Consider the following 18,266-nt stretch of genomic DNA (forward strand, 5'->3'; position numbering starts at 1 on the left):
TCAGACCTGTTTGCCTTATCCTTATTTTTTTCAGTATCAATATTTTTACAGTAATAAAAGCTAAAATATCTGCTATACCTATATGATATGAATTCAATAAATATTATAAAATTCTAAGCCACAAAATTATATTCATTAGCATTCACAAGAAACCTTATATATAATATCCATACCATATCCAACTTTTATCCTATAGTACCCCTCTAAGGCATTGTCAGTTTCTCTGTCTCCTGTATAGACTAAAAGGGGCTTTCCCCTTAGATTAATTATCTTACTATTAGAGGAGATAATTATAATATTCTCTTTACCTATTTTCCTGACTATCTCTGCGCTTATCTGTTGATTTCCTCTCCCTAATAGATACCCTTGCCCTCCTGTAGGAGTTATAATGAGTTTTCCTGAATGATTACCTAAAACCTCTAGGATCTCTTTTTCATTGCAATCTAATTTTATCAATCTTTTATTCTTAACTATATCTACTCCAAGTAGTGTATTAGATAAGTTTATACTTTCCATAATTGTTCTTGTTGTAGTCCCGGGTCCAATTACGTAATATACATCATCTATCATATTATCAATAATATCTAGTGCAATAGCTTTTTGGGCAGCTTCTTCAGATAAAGGTGTTGGGGCTTTTTTATTTTGAATATATTCCTTCTTATAGGGAATTTTTAAATATCCATATAATTGGGTTCTAACTATATCGTTTCTAAATGAATCCTCATCTAAATCGATTACTTCCTCTTCTTTAACTATGATATCTTTGTCCTTTAAATATAATAATGCTAATTCTCCTGCTTTTTCTGGCGTATTTGCATAAACAGGCGAATGGATTTTTACTCCAGCTGGAATACCTAAAGTAATTACTCTATCTTCCACAGCTCTATAGATATCCCTTGCTGTTCCATCGCCTCCCGCAAACAGAATTAAATCAACTTTCCTTTCCTCCATTATTTTGGCAGTTTTTAATGTATCAAAGCAGTCAGTTAGTCTGTCAGATTCATATACTACCCCGTGACCAAAGCCTAGTGCTTTACATTGATTTTCTCCCATATCAGAAGAGGCTGTTAAAATATATAACCCTTCTTTAATAGGGAGCAGCTTTTCCAGGGCCTTTATTGCTTTGTCAGGGGCTTCTTTAGTTGCCCCCAGCATTATTGACTTATTTAAAATACCCTTTCCATCCGTGCCCTTAAGTCCAACTTTTCCGCCCATACCAGAGATAGGATTGATAATTAATCCAATGGTTTTCAAATTATCACATCCATCAATTCTCTTTACTCTTCCTAAGGTATACTCTCCAAGTTGGACACCATTTTTCAGGATCGTCAAGACTTGATTCATCCACTTGATGAATTGTACTATTATTAGGTGCACTATTGATTATTTCGGGATTTTCATAGGCCTCATTAAAAATTTGATGAAGTGTTTCTATGTACTCATCTAGATCTTCCTTAGAAGGAGATTCTGTTGGCTCAAGTGTAATTGGTTCAGGAATATAATATGGATGATGACTTGACCAAATATGCATTCCAAAATCCATTACTCTGCGAGCTATATCTCCTGAAGATATTCCAGTATCTTCGGTTATTTTTTCTACGGTGTATCTAGCTTGTTCAATTCTTTGAGTATCTAGCTTATATGGCAGCGTTACGCCTTTATGCTTTAACAGCTTTTTAATCAAGTAATTATTGTTTAATGCAGAAACCTTGGCTACTTCATAAAGGCCTTCTGCACCTAGGCTCATAATCCAGGCATAAGCCTTTAATACGACCTGAGGTGTTCCTAAAAAGGATTTAACCTTGCCTATGCTGTTTTTAACATCATAGTTTAAAAAATATTTTTCTCCATTAAAATCAACCAATGGTTTTGGAAGTAGGTCCTTTAATTCTTTAATAACCCCAATGGCACCTGAACCTGGTCCACCGCATCCGTGAGGTGTTCCGAAGGATTTATGAAGGTTGAAATAGCACATATGAAAGCCTGCTTCTTTTGCCCTTGCAATTCCGAATAATCCATTGGCATTAGCCTGATCATAGCAATTAAGTCCTCCAGCCTTTGTTACCAAATCAGTAAATTCTTTAACCCTTGGATTAAATATTCCAGTATCCTCAGGATTTGCAACTACAAATGCTGCTGTTCTTTCACTAACTGCAGCTTTAAAGGCCTCATAATCAGGATGTCCGTTTTCATCTGCCATAATAGTAATTATCTTATATCCTTTTAAAGCTGGAGCCGCAGCATCTGAAGGATGGGAGTAAACAGTTGTTATTATTTCATCTCTTTGATCCTCTTCTCCTCTTAGCCTATGATACATTCTTACTATTGACGCCATAGTCATAGTTGCTTGAGACCCACCTCCTGGTTGGAAGCTGAAATAGTTCATGCCGGAGATCTCTCTCATCATCAAATCTGTTTTATACATTATTTCTAATATTCCCTGTACTGTGCTTTCATCTTGCAAAGGATGAAGAGCTGTCATTTTTTCTGCATTTGCAATTTTATCGTTTATTTTAGGGTTGTATTTTACAGTACATGTACCCTGACCAATTTCCACATTTATATCTCCACCTAAAGTTTCCTGGGAGAGTCTTAAGTAGTGCATAAGAACTCTTTTTTGATTTATCTCAGGTAAGTTTGGTAATCCTTTTCTTCTCATGGACTGAGGAAGCTTAGATATTCCATCTCCCACCTGGTTAACAATTGCCTCCTCAGCTTTAGGAACCAATACTCCTCTTTCACCTTTTTGACTTAATTCAAATATAATAGGTTCATTCCATCTTGCCTGATGAAAATCTCTGACTTTAGAGTTTCTATTAATTCGATTCATCCAATCATTCCTTTCTATACAATCTATCACTAAAGAATTTCCGTTAGTGCATTAATCAAAGCATCTATATCTTCCTTTAAATGGACTTCCGTTACACAATATAAAGCTACCTGTCCTAACTCAGGAAATTCCTCAGAAAGGTCTTTACCACCAAAGATTCCTTTATCCAGTAATCTTTCATTTATCTCTTTAACAGTTTTATTTGTATCATTAAAATCTACTACAAATTCCTTAAATCCTATACTATTGAATCTGGAGCCTTTAACGCCCTTAATTTTTGACAATTCTTCAGTAGCATAAAGAGATTTTTGCATAATATTCTGACCTAATTCAAACATTCCCTTTGGTCCCATTAAGGAAAGATATACTCCCGCTGTAATTCCGCATAGAGCTGTTTGAGTACCTACATATTCCTTTGCCCTTTCCCTCAAATTTCCAAAGGATGTTCTTTCATAGGCTATATCTCCAAATCCATATTCTCCTTCTTTAATTGTAGGAGCTACTCCAAATAATCTTGATGGAAACTCTAGTACAAATCTTTCTTCATCCCTTGTAGAAATAAATCCAGACAACCCTCCGCCATAGTTCATGTGCATGCCAAGGGGCTGTAGGTCTCCACATATAATATCTGCTCCATAGGATGATGGAGGTGTCATTATTCCAAGGCTGCTTGGGTCTACGCCAACAACAGAAATTGCACCGGCCTCATGAGCTATTTTAGAAATTTCATCGCCTTTATCTTCAATAAAACCTAAATATGATGGGTTTTCAAAATATACTGCTGCAGTATTGTTGTTTATTTTTCTCTTTAAATCCTCCAAATCCATCTTTCCAGTTTCTTTGTCATAATCAACTAGAATAATATTAACTCCTGGGTCACAGTAGTTTTTAATTATCGTAAGCCTTTCACTACTTATGGTTCCAACTACTAATGCTTCGGATCTATCTGTAATCCTTGATGCCATTCTTAAAGAGGTTGCAGCAGCTTGCGGCCAGTCAAAGGTTGGCACATTCACAACATCCATATCTAATAATTCTGCCACTAAGGATTCGTATTCAAAGAGAGTTTGAAATCTGCCGTGATCGTTATAAGGCTCTCCCGCATAAGCAGTTAAAAACTCTGATCTGCTACTAATTTCATCACATACAGCTGGAACATAATGCTGCCAGCAGCCTGCTCCTAGAAAGCTTATATATTCACTAGAGGATATATTTTTGTTTAATATCCTGTTAACTTCTCTTTTTAATTCATATTCAGAAGTAAAAGGTTCAGGCAAATTCATTTTACCCTTAAATTTTAATTCTTCTGGTATTTCACAATGCAGATCTTCCAGAATTTCTAACCCTATTTCCTTAAGCATTTGTTTTTGAACTTGTTCATCTGAATTAGGAATATAGGGATGATTTTTAAATCCGCGTAATGTCATTTAATTACCTCCTCTTTTTTATGCTATTCCTCCACCGTCTACAACCAAAGCTATACCTGTAACCCATGAAGCTAAATCGCTACATAAGAATAATACTGCATGAGCAATATCATTCGGTGTTCCAAGTCTTTCAAGTGGTCTGCCTTTAGCTGAATCCACTAAGAAGCTATCTACTTGTTCACCCAATTGTCTTCCTTCATCTCTTAGCATATCTGTGTCTGTATCTCCAGGGCAAACAGAATTAACCCTTATATTTTGTGGTCCATGATCAATTGCCATTGCACGAGTTAAGTTAACGATACCACCCTTTACAGCACAATAAGCTGCTGCTTTGTCTCCACCTTTTAGCCCCCAGCCAGAACTAGTATTGACTATACTTCCTCCGCCGCCTTTTGCCATAACGGGTATTGCATATTTTGAAAGCAAAAATGTTCCTTTAAGTCCTACATCCAGAACAAAATCCCACTCTTCCTCTGTTAAATCTACAACAGTTTTTCTCACTGTAACTCCAGCATTATTAAACAGGATATCAATTCTGCCAAATTCTTTTTCTATAAATGCAATAATATTTTTACAATCTTCATTATTAGTAACATCACATTTTTTAAATACTGCAAAATTTCCTTTGTCTACAATTTCCTTTGCTGCAATATCTCCCTTTTCCTGATTAACATCTAGCAGTACAATCTTTGCACCATACTCAGCCAGTAATTTAGCTGTTCCGAGTCCAATTCCTGACGCTCCACCAGAGATTACTGCTACTTTCCCTTCTAATGATAATACATTATTCATAATTATCCTCCTTACAAGTTTTGAGTATCATGTTTAGGCAATGGAAGCAATTGCATCGCATCACCTGCTTGACTATAATTGCTATTTGCCACTTTCTCTAGAGATGGCGACATCTTAGCCTTGTTATATTATATACATTGCATGAATTATGCCAATGCCATAGGCTTCTAGCTTTTTTACTCTAAATCTTAAAAGTCTGCATCTTTACAACTTTCTCTACTAAAATTATTTTTTTGTATTTCAGATGTGATATAATAAGTATAAAATTATTGCCAGTAATGACAATTTAATTGTCAATAATTACAACGGAGGTAATTATGGATATAAAAAGTATAAGACAAAACTTAGTAAATATTATTTCTACAATTTCAAATCTTACTAATATGGAATATGCAGTGTTTGATACAAATTCCCAACTAGTATCTAGCACCAAGGTCTATTTGGAAAAGAAAGGGCCTAACGTTCACTCTGCCTCTATAGAAGAGGTTTTAAATCAAGGTAATGTAATAGTAAATAAGCCTGGTCATATGCTATCCTGTATTGGATGTAGGTTTGTCAATAATTGCCCCTCAACTATAGAGCTATTGTCTTGCATTAAATTAAATAATGTTCCTATAGGAGTACTTAGCCTTACTTCCTTCTCTCAGGAAGGCCATAATATGATTGAAAGCAACATTAGAAGCTATATGGAATTACTTGAATATATCTCTAATCTAATAACTATGTTTGCTGCTAATGAAGCTATAAAGCAAAATACTCAGATATTACATAGTGCTATAGACGAAATTATAAAAGAGATGGGGAAAAACCTTATCATAATCAATAAGGATGGTTTATTAATCCATTGGGATAAAAGCATAGAAAAGTTTTTCTCGTATTGCAATTTATATCCCCAAACAATATATCAAATGTTTCCCGACGAGATAACAAACTGGTTGTTTTCTACTAAAAGACATAGCAAAAAATATTTTTCCACGAAAGATTATAGTGGCAATCTATACCTAACTCCATTGATAATAGATAATGCAATTTTGGGCTATATTCTAAGGCTTGAAGAAGAAAATAAAAAAAGCTTAGATCATCCGAGGGAAAATTATGGAAATTATTTAGAGTCAATAATATCGAAGAGTAGCGAAATGGAAATTGTTAAAGAAAAAATAAGAAAAATAGGTAATTCCTCTTCCTCAGTTTTAATCACTGGCGAAACTGGTACAGGAAAAGAAATGGTTGCTAAAGCAATTCACTATACCAGTAACAGAAAATCACACCCTTTTGTACCTATAAATTGTGCTAATATTCCTGAAACTATTTTTGAATCGGAATTATTTGGCTATGAAGAAGGTGCTTTTACAGGGGCTAAAAAAGGTGGAAAGCTAGGGCTATTTGAAATGGCAAATGGAGGAACGATATTTCTTGATGAAATAGGAGAGCTACCTTTACACCTGCAAGCCAAACTATTAAGGGTTTTACAGGAAAACACTATTCAAAGACTTGGAAGTATAACATCCGTCCCAGTTGATATAAGGATAATTACCGCTACAAATAAAGATTTAGAAATAATGATGAATGAAAAAAAGTTCAGAGATGATTTATTCTATAGATTGAATGTAATACATATTTATATACCTCCCTTAAATAAAAGATCTGAAGATATAGAAATACTTACAAAGCATTTTGTAAAGAAATACTCCAATAAGCTTAATAAAGAAATTTTCTCAGTATCCAATGAAGCTATGGATGTATTGAAGTCCCATTCATGGCTAGGAAATATTAGAGAATTAGAAAATACTATTGAATATGCAATCAATATGGAAGATACAAATATAATTCAGAAATATAATCTCCCTGATAGAATCAATAGCTTCGCAGATAAAATAATAGATATTAAAGACATGGTTTTGGAAAAAGAAATTGATGTTATTATTAATGCATTAAATAAAAACGGATGGGATACTAAGGGAAAGGAAAAGGCCGCCAAGGAATTAGGCATTAGCGTTAGAACATTATATAGGAAGCTTAAACATTGTTAAGTGTCCCCAACTGCGATTATATGAAGGCTCAATAAGCTCTGATATGGTAAGGTTGAGTAAGCAAAGGGCTACCGAAAAAGTCTATTTATGTCATCTTGAGCGTAAGCGAAAGATCTCTCTTGTATTGAAAACATACATCTTCAACTGCATCTCAGAATGACAAACAAAACAGACTTTTTCAGTGGCCTTTCAAACAAAGGACTTTATTTTATTCACTGGCTTTAAAATTGTATATCGGTTTTATAACATCAAGTACTTGGGCTGTATCCTGAATATTGTTGATGATCTCATCCATAGGCTTGTATGCTAGTGCACATTCATCTAAAGTTGACTTGTTTACAGTAGTGCTATATATACCATCCATTGATTTTTCAAATTCTTCAAGACTAATAGCTTCTTTAGCTTGTCTTCTACTCATAAGCCTTCCTGCTCCATGAGGAGCTGAGAAATTCCAGTCCTTATTTCCTTTTCCAATGCAAATTAGACTTCCATCTCGCATATTTATTGGAATCAACACTTTTTCTCCCTTCCTCGCAGAAATAGCACCCTTTCTTAAAATCATGCTGTTTAAATCAATGTAGTTGTGTATAGTAGTAAACTGTTCCTTTGCTTCAAGATTCATTCTGCTCATAATCTCATGGACAATGGCTTTGCGATTGTATACAGCAAACTGTTGAATTATTTTCATGTCATATAGGTAGTTATTATAATTATCTCCTTTTACATAGGCCAATTGTTTATTAATCTTATCAGTACTTACTTTCTGAATTTCATCGTAGATTTCCTTTTCTCGTCCTTCTTTCTTTAATCTATTAACAATTTCTACCTTAAGCTTATTTTCTCTTACAAGCTCTTTGTATCCTAATTCCTGATAGTACTCGGCAGCCTGTTTTCCTAAATGCCTACTTCCAGAGTGAACAACCAAGTATAGCTCTCCGTATTTGTCTTTGTTGACTTCTATGAAGTGATTGCCCCCTCCTAAGGTTCCAATGCTAAGCTTTGCTCTATTAAGATTGACATGATTTTTACAGGCTAAATCGTCAAAATCAATATTTTCAGCATATTTATGCTGTTCTTTTCTAATGCAAAAACCTGATGGAATATATTCATAAATAATCTTATCTAATTTATCTAAATCAATCATTCTTTGCTTTAACTTTATGGTTTCCATTCCGCAGCCTATATCCACACCAACTAAATTAGGCACAATTTTATCAGATATTGTCATGGTTGTACCTATAGTACAGCCTGCACCAGCATGAGCATCTGGCATGATTCTGATAACACTATCCCTTGCAAATTCCTGATTGCATAATTCTATAATCTGAGCCATTGCTCCTTCATCTATATTATCTGTAAAGACTTTAGCAGTATTATGTTTTCCATTAATTTCAATCATATTTTCTCCCAACCCTTCTATGCACCAGTATTACCTGTCATTAATATTATCAAACGACCTATAGTTTAGCAATAAGTTTATGTATATTATCCCGTTTCCAAAATAAATTAAATGCCTGACAGCATCGATCTTTTAACTGTCAGGCACCACCTATTAGCTTATTTTAAAGTTACTTCTTTTAATACTGATTTTTACAGCATTATATAAAACCATGCCCACTACTGTATTTATGAGGACAGCAGGTATGACAATTGAAATTAATAATACACTGAAGTTTCCTGGAAGCCCTGCCAAAAGTGCTGCTGAAGACAGGAAAACTACTCCACTTATTAAAGTACCTAAGGATATTATGATTATCATCAATACTTGATCTTTAATATGCTTAGATAAAGCTCTAATACTGAAATATATTATAGTTGTAGTAATTATCTTATCAAAAATATTAGGTAATTGTCCTGCTGGGAAACCAGTTGTTAGTGCGGAAAATATCCCAATAACTAAGCCTGATGTTATACAGGATTTAAAATCTTCATTTAATGATATTACTATAAAGAGCATAACCAGCGAAAAGTCTGGCTTCATACCAAGCACTAATGGTGGAGTAATCTGATGCAAAAGAGCTCCAATCGCAAGTAGTAAAGAATTTAATACAAATTTTTTCATATTCATTAAAAACACTCTCCTTCGATTTTTCTTTCTGTTTTTTATTCTTATACTATTGACACTAGCTTCTCTTCACATCACCATCACTCCCTTCTGTATTTGTTAAATCAAAAAACAAAAAATCCGTCCTATATAATAGGACGGAATAATATCCGCGGTACCACCTAAATTGTGTAAAGTACACCTCTCTTCAAGTACTAACATACCCTATCCGCTGTAACGTGCGGCTAACGGCAGTGCTAATCTAAACATTTATTTCACACTACTCCTCAAGGGCCCATTCATCGAATATATCGTGCCAGATTTCCACCATCACCAGCTCTCTATGACTAAACATTCAACTACTATTCCCTATCAACGGAATGGATTAAATTATTAATATGATATCACTAGAGCCTTGAATAGTCAAATGATTTTTCATTGTAATAATAAATTTCATAGACAGAAATAGTCATCATATAAATACTAATAAATTAAAAAACATATGGTTTTGATCTATTAAATATTGATGGATAATGATTTCATCCGTACAAAAACAATATTTTAATCTATCAAGTTTAAATTCTGACGTTTTAAACTTCATATTCCAATCAGACTTTACATTGGTATTGACAATTGTATATACACCTGCTATTCTATTATTGAATAATATTAGGAGGTGTGCATCATGAATACAAAAAAACTAGCAATGGCAGCTTTACTGACAGCACTTGCAATTGTTATACCTTTTGCAGTATTTTTTAAAGTAATAATACCGCCATTTTCAGCTACACTTGGTTCTCATGTACCTATGTTTATAGCCATGCTGCTAGGTCCTGAAGTAGCAATTATGGCTGGTCTTGGTTCTGCTCTTGGATTTTTTCTAAATCTTGGCCCTTTAATTGGTGCTAGGGCCTTTATGCACGTATTCGTTGGATTAGCCGGGTCAAAGCTCATAAGAAAGGGGATGTCATTTGGAAAAGTATCTGTTATTACAGCCCCACTGCATGGATTACTTGAAGTTCTTGTAGTGATGCCATTTATAGAATTCAATGCTTATAATCTACTTATAATTACAGGGGTTGGAACTATACTTCATCATTATGCCGATGCCTTCATTTCATATGTAATTATAAACATACTTCAAAAATCACCTGCAGCTAATTTTATTAAACTAACTAATGAAAAAAGTCATAGTCACATATAAAATTAATTGTTTAGGTGAAAAAGAGACTTACTACAAGCCACTTGATTGCTTGTAGTAAGTCCCGTATTTTTGATAAATTTATTTCATCTCTAATTAAAAAAGAATTATATGTAGTTCCAATTCGCTTAGATAGCTTTTTTCCAAAAACTTGTCCAAAATCCCAATGTATTTTCCCTAGCCAAGTAACTGCCTCATTTATCTTATAGCCCATACTTTTCCTCCTGTCAATTTCATTTAACTGTATTCTCTTCTATTTATTCATCATTTTTAAGTGTTTTAAACATTGATATTATTATTGTATATCATATTTCATTATTACAGTCCACAATCATAGCCTTTGCTTTTAACTATTCTCACCATTCAGCATAATCAGGCATTATTAATCCTGCCTATTCAGTTAAGTATAACTAAAAAAATATTATATCAAAATTAAGCTTTTCACGTACTATTTTATTGTCCTATGGACATGCTATAATAATATTAGGAATAATTTTTAGGGGGAGAGTCTTTTGAATAGTAAAAAAATTAGATTTTTAGTAGAAGAAAACAGGGTAGGTATGGCGAACGAAATATTATCTGCTTTGGCTTCAAAAAATATAAACATTATTACTATGGAAATACATCCACCCTATATATCTATAAAAATTGAGTGTGAAGATATTAATTTTAACCAGCTTCAAAATTGGATTAAAGGCGAAATTAAAGAAATCTTAGATGTAACAGAAATAGATATGATGGATTCTGAAAAATTAGCCATGAAGCTACAGACAATTATTAATAGTATGACTGATGGAGTTATTGCAGTTGATAAACTAGGAAATATAGAATATTTTAATTCAAAGTCTGCCAGTCTTTTCAATATAACACATTTGGAAAGAGACATTAACATAAATTCTATAATTCCAAAAGAAATTTATGACCCTAATATAGATATAGATGATAAAAACAGCATTGAAGTATGTACAAAAATTAGAAATAAGAAGCTAAATTTAATCTTAAATATAAAGCATATAAAAAATCACTTAGGTATTAAACTTGGTGCTCTTTTAATTTTTAAAGAAATGGGGGAGGTTAGAAAGCTAATACAAACTATTTCTGGACCCTCTATGGTAGATTTTGATGATATCATAGGAGAATCAGATAGTATAAAAAACACTATCTCATTAGCTAAACTAGTATCAAAAACAGAATCTAATGTTCTAATATTAGGAGAAAGCGGAACTGGAAAAGAATTATTTGCTAGAGCTATTCATAAAAATAGCACACGTAGCAATGGACCTTTTGTGGCTGTTAATTGCTCAGCTGTACCTGAAACTTTACTTGAAAGTGAATTCTTTGGATATGAGAAAAATGCATTTACAGGTGCCAGCAAAACAGGTAAGCAAGGACTTTTTGAATTAGCCACTGGCGGCAGTATTTTTCTAGATGAAATAGGGGATTTGCCAATTCATTTACAAGGAAAAATATTAAGAGCTATACAGGAAAAACACATACGCCGTGTAAGTGGAGAAAAAGAAATCCCCATAGATGTGAGAATAATATCCGCAACCCACCGAGATCTACAGGACATGGTACAGCAGGGTACCTTCAGAGAAGACTTGTATTATAGATTAAATGTAGTACCAGTTCAAATATTGCCTTTAAGAAAGAGAAAAGAAGATATTCCTGTTTTAACAGAATACTTTATTCAAGTTTTATCAGAAAGTATGGGAAAAAAGAATATCCAGATAACAGACGAAGCGCTAGATAAATTATTAAACCACCATTGGCAGGGTAATGTAAGAGAGCTTCAAAACATTATAGAAAGAGCAATAATATTCGCAAAGGATAAAATAGAGATAAACCATATAATGATAAATAATGAAGGCTCAAATATAACAGAAAAAAATGTTGATGAAAGTAAAGCTGATTCTAATTTTCCAGTAAATCTACCACGAATAATAGAGAACATCGAATATAAATATATTAGAAATGCTAGTAAGGAATTTAACTCCTCAAGAGAAATAGCTAAAGCCCTTGGTATATCCCACACAACTGTGATAAATAAGCTAAAGAATTATAATCTTTTGTAAAATGTTTTTACGATATGTAAATATTGTTTACAATATTCGTAAAATATGTTTACATACGGAATAAAGTTTTATCTGCAAGCATGTAATTTTCAAGTTTTATCTATTATATTTTCTTGGCATTAATATTGCTTTATATATGTGTAACTTGATAATAAGGAGGAATATATAATGGATAAGAAATACATGCCAGAACCTTACAAGGTTAAGATGGTGGAGCCGTTAAGAATTCTACAAAAGGAAGAAAGAGTTGAAGCTATAAAAAAAGCAGGCTATAACACATTTTTATTAAATTCACGAGATGTTTATATAGACTTGCTTACAGATAGTGGTACAAATGCTATGAGCGATAGACAATGGGCAGGACTTATGATGGGTGATGAAGCTTATGCAGGTAGTGACAACTGGTTACATCTTAAAGAAACTGTTCAAAGCATAATGGGATTTAAACACGTAGTACCTACTCATCAGGGAAGAGGTGCAGAAAACCTATTATCACAAGTATTAGTTAAGCCCGGAACTTATATCCCTGGTAATATGTACTTTACAACTACAAGAGCTCATCAGGAAATGAATGGCGGCACATTTGTTGATGTAATAATAGATGAAGCACATATTTCCGATAAAGAGGATGTGCTCTTCAAAGGAAATATAGATATTAAGAAATATGAAGATCTAATTAATAAGGTTGGAGCGAAAAATATTCCTTATATATGTGTTGGAGTTACTGTAAATCTAGCAGGTGGTCAACCTGTAAGCATGAAAAACCTAAGAGAAGTTCATGAGTTATCTCAAAAGCACGGTATTAAAGTCATGTTTGACTGTACAAGATATGTAGAAAACGCTTACTTTATTAAGGCAAGAGAAGAAGAATATAAAGATAAAACTATTGCAGAAATAGTTAAAGAAATGTTCTCCTATGCTGATGGAGCTACAATGTCAGGTAAAAAAGATGGTATAGTAAACATCGGTGGATTCCTGGCTATGAATGATGAAGACCTATACTATAAAGCGGCTGCTTTAGTAGTGGTTTATGAAGGTATGCCAAGCTATGGAGGCATGACTGGTAGAGATATGGAGGCATTTTCCATAGGACTAAAAGAAGCGTTAGATTATAATTATATTAAACATAGAATAGAGCAGGTTGAATATTTGGGAAATAGATTAATTGAAGCTGGAATCCCTATTGTTAAACCAATAGGAGGTCATGCAGTATTTCTAGATGCTAAGAAGTTTTTACCTCACATTCCACAAAGTCAATATCCTGCTCAAGTTTTGGCAGCTGAAATATACATTGAATCAGGTGTTAGAACTATGGAAAGAGGAAATGTTTCAGCTGGTAGAAATAAGGAAGGTAAAGAATACTTCCCAAGCCTTGAATTAGTTAGACTTACTATACCAAGAAGAGTATATAGCTACGCTCATTTAGACTATGTTGCAGAAGCTATAATCAATACCTATAAGAGAAGAGATGAAATTAAAGGTCTTAAATTCTCTTATGAACCACCAGTATTAAGATTCTTCACTGGTAAATTTGAGTATATATAATCCCTTTAATCAACTTTTAAATCAAGAGTTATTCTGTAGATAATAAATAATAGTTAATATGTAAACACTCCAGGTTTAGAACTAGCAATTTCTAAAGCTTGGAGTGTTTTAGCTTTTCTTATCCCATAAATCAGCTACTAGCCTACTTGTGGAAGCTATTCTCTTTAAAGCAACTTTTTTGCTAGTTATAAAATCATCTTTTTATCTAGCTCTAGAATAAATTTCTTGCCTAGAGACTTTCATTAAAGTATCAATTGGATGTATTTAAATCAAAGAAGAAATGACAATTTAACAGTCGAATATGATAAACCTCAACATCAGTACGTTTTTAATATTATATATATATTGTTAGTTCCTTAGCATAACTCATTATAAAAGATCTAAAACTACAGCTTTAACTTATGACCATTTATTTTTAGCCACTCTCGCCTTTGAATATAGTCTGGCATCATAAGTCCTACTTCATCCCAAAAATCTTTTGAATGATTCATAACCTTTAAGTGGCACATTTCATGCACAACTACGTAATCAATTATAGAGATAGGTGCCATGACTAATTTCCAGTTTAAATTAATATTTCCCTTTGAACTACAGCTTCCCCATATGGTTTTCTGATCTTTAATAACCACTTTATGTGGTGCTAACTCAAGTTCTAAAGAATATTTTTTTATTCTCTTACCTATAATCTCAACAAAACACTTCTTGTACCATTCTAATAGCTCTTCCTTTACTATTTGCTTTTTATTTTCTCCCTCCAGCCCTTGAGGTAAATATACTGTTATTATATCACTCTGAACTCTCACTTTATCCTCATATAGCTCTTGCTCTACTACTTTAAGTTCATATTCTTTTCCAAGATAAAGAAGCTTTTCTCCATTTACATATTGCTTAAAAACTTCATTTTTCTTTATTTCCTGAACCTCACGTAGCTTTTTTAAAATCCAGTTTGATCTTTTCTCTACCACTTCTGCAATCTGATTTTCACTAATACGTAAAGGTACAGATATTTTAACCTCGCCATTTATATCTACAGTTATCCCAATTGTTTTTCGCTTGGTCCTAATTAAGCTATAATAAATGGCACTATTTTGGGTTTCAAGTAAATATTTTTTGTTTTCCATGTAACAATCACCTGTTAGCTTAAAATTTGTAAGTTTGATACTTAGAATATTATATCAGTAATTTTGAAGTTTTGTCTTGGTAGGTTAGACTATTTTATATATTATATTTTTAAGACTTATATTTTTAAGCTGAGCAGTAGTGTCAATATCTGCCTTAATTTTTGATGAATTTATTAGTATATGGTATTAAGAATTTTCTGCTCTAGCTCTATTAAAAGGTTGAAGGTGCTTGAAGCTTATTAAAGGGGCTTTATCACAGAGTTAATATTTCTATTGTATTTTCTGCTTTTATTTAAATACATCCAATGTTATGGTTTATCTCAGCTCCTGCGTCATATAAGTTCTCTAATATGCTTATTTAAATACATCCAATGTTATGGTGTTCTATTAAAGGTTGGATTGGAAGCATAAGCGTTTTTCCCAATATTGTACTTTACATTCTACTCTAGTTCTATTAAAGGAATTTGTATGATTTTATGCTGAATATTACAGTTTACTTTACATTCCACTCTAGTTCTATTAAAGGGTCTTTACCAAGGTAGCATGAAAAACCGCTTACCGCACTCTACATTCTACTCTAGTTCTATTAAAGGACTAAAAAAATGATTAGTTGCTTATCAGTTATTCCAACTTTACATTCTACTCTAGTTCTATTAAAGGTAAAAACATAATAAGAGCTCATCATGAAAGATGGGACTTTACATTCTACTCTAGTTCTATTAAAGGGAAAGAGAAGTGTTTAAACCAGATAAGCTTACTGACTTTACATTTGTGACTGGTATAATAAAAGGGAGGAATTATGGCAAACAAAAACGGAGAATATTTTCCAACTTAATACAATAATACCTTATCTTCTGATAAAATTAAAGATATGTTTTATCAGAGGAGGAATACAGCTTGAAGGGATGGAATATGTTTGCTGAAATTAAGCAGTATAAATTAAAAGGATTCAATAAGTCTCAAGTAAGTAGATTTCTTAATATTAACTACAAAACAGTAGATAAATACTGGAACATGTCTTATGAAGAATATGCAGAACTAAAGGAGGATGCTAAGAGTAGAAGTAAAAAGGTTGATAAATATATGGAGCTAATATTATCTTGGATAAAGGAATTTAGAGATATTTCAACTGCTCAAATATTTGATTGGCTTAGAGAAAGGTATGGTGAAGTGGATTTTAGTGATAGAACATTAAGACTTTATGTAAAAGATTTAAGAGAAAAACATGGACTGCCTAAAGTTCCTTGTGCAAGGCAGTACGAGGAGATTCCAGAGCTTCCAATGGGATATCAAGCACAAGTAGATTTAGGTCAAACTTGGTTATCCAAGCGTGATGGCTCAAAAATTAAAGCATATTGTTTTGCAATGGTACTTTCTCATTCAAGATATAAATTTCTATGGTGGAGAGACAAGCCTTTTAATACCCTATCATTCATAGAAGCTCATAATAAAGCTTTCGAATACTTTGGAGGCATGCCAAAAGAAATAGTATATGACCAAGATAGGATTTTGGCAGTATCAGAAAACCATGGAGATATTATCTTCACTGAAATGTTTCAAAACTACATAAGTAGCATGAAATTTAAGACTAGGCTATGCAGAGCTTTTGACCCAGAAAGCAAAGGAAAAATAGAAGCAGTAGTCAAATATGCAAAATATAACTTTGCAAAGCATAGAGCCTTTATAGATATTGATTTACTAAATGAAGACTCACTTAAATGGTTAGATAGAACTGGTAATGCTAAAGTACATGAAATAACAAGAAAGGTACCTAAAGAAGTGTTTACTCTGGAAAAGGAACACTTACAGAAAGTACCTAGCCTGTTTGAAAATATTCAACTTAATAATAGTTTAACCTATACCGTTAGAAAAAACAATACCATATCATACAAACAAAATAGATACCAGGTTCCAAAAGGCACATACAGACCAGGTAAAGAAGTTAAACTAATAATAAATGATAATAAGATGAATATAGTCGATTTAGATACTGAATTAGTTATTGCAACTCACAGTATCAGTAATCAAAAGGGCAAGCTAATTCAAATATATCATCCAGAAAGAGAAAAAAGAAAACCAGAGACGAAATGTATGATAAAGCCCTAAAGGCTCTTGGAATGACAGATGAAGCAAAAGAGCTATTAGATAACATACGAAAAGAAAAAGAGAGATATTGTAGAGATCAGTTTGGATTAATAATATCAGTAGTAAAGGATTATGACGAAAAGCTAGTAGGACAAGCAGTAGAATACTGTGTAAAACGAAAGCTATTTAGTGCAGGAATGTTTAAAGATACACTAGAATATTTGAGTATAAAAAAAGAAACAGGTTCAGAAAAGAAATATGATAAAGCAAATCTATCCATCTCTTCAAAGTACCAAGATGTAAAACCAGAGATCAGAAACATTGATGAATATATAAATGCTTTGAAGGGAGATAAAAAGACATGGATAAACTAGAGCAAATTAAAGAACATGCAAAAGAACTTAGCCTGAATTACTTAAGAATTAACGCAGATAAAATTATTGAGGAAGCTGATTTAAACGATTACTCATATCAAGATATATTAATAAAAATACTTGAAAATGAAATAGAAATAAGAGATAAAAAAGCACAAGAAAGAAGATTAAAGAATGCAGGATTTCCGGTAATAAAGAAAATAGAAGACTTTGACTTAGATTTTCAAAAATCTATAACAAAGAAACAGATAAATAGGCTATTAGAAATGGAGTGGATAGATAGGATGTATAATCTTATCTTCCTAGGCCCTCCAGGTGTAGGAAAGACGCATCTATCAATTTCATTAGGATATAAAGCAGTAGAAATAGGGTATAAGGTTAGCTTTGTAACAATGGATAACCTGATGCACGTACTAAAAACACACGAAATATCAAGAAAGAGCAAAGGAAAAATGAATAGAATACTATCTTCAAGCCTTGTAATAATAGACGAACTAGGTTACCTTCCAATAACAAGAGAAGAAGCAAATCTATTTTTTCAGTTAGTATCGGCACTTCATGAACAGGCTTCAATTATTATCGCATCTAATAAAGGCTTAGAAGATTGGACAGAGCTATTAGGATATCCTGCTTTAACAACAGCAGTATTAGACAGAATTACATACAGATGTGAGCTTTTTAGCATGTCTGGCAAGAGCTATAGACTAGAACACAGAAAGTCATTATTCTAATGTTCAAACTG

15 protein-coding genes and 1 other annotated feature are annotated in these 18,266 nt (G+C 32.8%); of the genes, 7 read left to right on the forward strand and 8 right to left on the reverse strand.

Features of this window, described 5'->3' with window-relative positions; genetic code table 11:
• Positions 1–135: 135 nt before the first annotated feature.
• From QO263_RS16310 to QO263_RS16325, 4 genes are read right to left on the reverse strand one after another with little or no spacing between them, the layout of a single operon-like run.
• Positions 136–1,332 carry an ATP-NAD kinase family protein gene (locus QO263_RS16310; RefSeq protein ID WP_285623679.1) on the reverse strand — a complete coding sequence of 399 codons (1,197 nt, stop codon included), beginning with the start codon at positions 1,330–1,332 and terminating at the stop codon, positions 136–138.
• Complete coding sequence (gene gcvPB / locus QO263_RS16315) at positions 1,268–2,860, reverse strand: aminomethyl-transferring glycine dehydrogenase subunit GcvPB (protein WP_285623681.1); 1,593 nt, start codon at positions 2,858–2,860, stop codon at positions 1,268–1,270. Before gcvPB ends, QO263_RS16310 begins: the two co-directional genes overlap by 65 nt.
• Positions 2,860–4,257 (reverse strand): aminomethyl-transferring glycine dehydrogenase subunit GcvPA, encoded by a 1,398-nt coding sequence (gcvPA, locus tag QO263_RS16320; protein WP_285623684.1) that lies wholly within the window; start codon positions 4,255–4,257, stop codon positions 2,860–2,862. Before gcvPA ends, gcvPB begins: the two co-directional genes overlap by 1 nt.
• Before the next feature lie 18 nt (positions 4,258–4,275).
• The gene (locus tag QO263_RS16325; RefSeq protein WP_285623687.1) at positions 4,276–5,049 is read right to left on the reverse strand and encodes an SDR family NAD(P)-dependent oxidoreductase; all 774 of its coding nucleotides are present in this window, start codon (positions 5,047–5,049) and stop codon (positions 4,276–4,278) included.
• 317 nt (positions 5,050–5,366) lie between these two features.
• Between QO263_RS16325 and QO263_RS16330 the strand changes: the two genes are divergently transcribed.
• Positions 5,367–7,079, forward strand: coding sequence for a sigma-54 interaction domain-containing protein (locus QO263_RS16330; RefSeq protein ID WP_285623689.1), 1,713 nt, complete (start codon positions 5,367–5,369; stop codon positions 7,077–7,079).
• A 208-nt stretch (positions 7,080–7,287) separates the two neighbouring features.
• Here the strand turns inward: QO263_RS16330 and QO263_RS16335 are convergent, their stop codons facing one another.
• Together QO263_RS16335 and QO263_RS16340 are read right to left on the reverse strand one after the other, a co-directional pair.
• Entirely contained in the window at positions 7,288–8,478 is a 1,191-nt protein-coding gene (locus QO263_RS16335; RefSeq protein WP_285623691.1) for an RtcB family protein, read from the reverse strand.
• 153 nt (positions 8,479–8,631) lie between these two features.
• Positions 8,632–9,147 (reverse strand): tryptophan transporter, encoded by a 516-nt coding sequence (locus QO263_RS16340; RefSeq protein ID WP_285623694.1) that lies wholly within the window; start codon positions 9,145–9,147, stop codon positions 8,632–8,634.
• A 127-nt stretch (positions 9,148–9,274) separates the two neighbouring features.
• Positions 9,275–9,508: a binding site (T-box leader), on the reverse strand.
• Positions 9,509–9,805: 297 nt separating this feature from the next.
• Between QO263_RS16340 and QO263_RS16345 the strand changes: the two genes are divergently transcribed.
• On the forward strand, positions 9,806–10,327 hold the full coding sequence (locus tag QO263_RS16345; protein WP_285629335.1) for an ECF transporter S component: 522 nt from the start codon (positions 9,806–9,808) through the stop codon (positions 10,325–10,327).
• A gap of 10 nt (positions 10,328–10,337) precedes the next feature.
• On the opposite strand, the gene QO263_RS16350 is transcribed toward QO263_RS16345, so the two are convergent.
• Entirely contained in the window at positions 10,338–10,538 is a 201-nt protein-coding gene (locus QO263_RS16350; protein WP_285623696.1) for a hypothetical protein, read from the reverse strand.
• Between the two features lie 298 nt (positions 10,539–10,836).
• Here QO263_RS16350 and QO263_RS16355 point away from each other — a divergent pair, with 298 nt between their 5' ends.
• Both QO263_RS16355 and QO263_RS16360 read left to right on the forward strand, forming a co-directional pair.
• Complete coding sequence (locus QO263_RS16355; RefSeq protein ID WP_285623699.1) at positions 10,837–12,399, forward strand: sigma 54-interacting transcriptional regulator; 1,563 nt, start codon at positions 10,837–10,839, stop codon at positions 12,397–12,399.
• A gap of 168 nt (positions 12,400–12,567) precedes the next feature.
• Complete coding sequence (locus tag QO263_RS16360; protein WP_285623702.1) at positions 12,568–13,944, forward strand: tyrosine phenol-lyase; 1,377 nt, start codon at positions 12,568–12,570, stop codon at positions 13,942–13,944.
• A 386-nt stretch (positions 13,945–14,330) separates the two neighbouring features.
• Here QO263_RS16360 and QO263_RS16365 read toward each other — a convergent pair whose 3' ends face one another.
• A complete protein-coding gene (locus QO263_RS16365; RefSeq protein ID WP_285623705.1) occupies positions 14,331–15,065 on the reverse strand; it encodes a M48 family metallopeptidase in 735 nt (244 codons plus the stop codon).
• 897 nt (positions 15,066–15,962) lie between these two features.
• On the opposite strand from QO263_RS16365, the gene istA reads away from it, so the two are divergent.
• Genes istA through istB form a run of 3 tightly spaced genes read left to right on the forward strand, consistent with a single transcriptional unit; the run spans position 15,963 to position 18,255 of the window.
• A complete protein-coding gene (gene istA, locus QO263_RS16370; RefSeq protein ID WP_285623707.1) occupies positions 15,963–17,171 on the forward strand; it encodes an IS21 family transposase in 1,209 nt (402 codons plus the stop codon).
• Positions 17,153–17,524 (forward strand): hypothetical protein, encoded by a 372-nt coding sequence (locus QO263_RS16375; protein ID WP_285623710.1) that lies wholly within the window; start codon positions 17,153–17,155, stop codon positions 17,522–17,524. The genes istA and QO263_RS16375 overlap by 19 nt, the downstream gene beginning before the upstream one ends.
• The gene (gene istB, locus QO263_RS16380; RefSeq protein WP_285623712.1) at positions 17,512–18,255 is read left to right on the forward strand and encodes an IS21-like element helper ATPase IstB; all 744 of its coding nucleotides are present in this window, start codon (positions 17,512–17,514) and stop codon (positions 18,253–18,255) included. The genes QO263_RS16375 and istB overlap by 13 nt, the downstream gene beginning before the upstream one ends.
• The last annotated feature ends 11 nt before the right edge of the window (positions 18,256–18,266 follow it).

Source organism: Proteiniborus sp. MB09-C3 (assembly GCF_030263895.1).
Classification (GTDB): Bacteria; Bacillota; Clostridia; order Tissierellales; family Proteiniboraceae; genus Proteiniborus.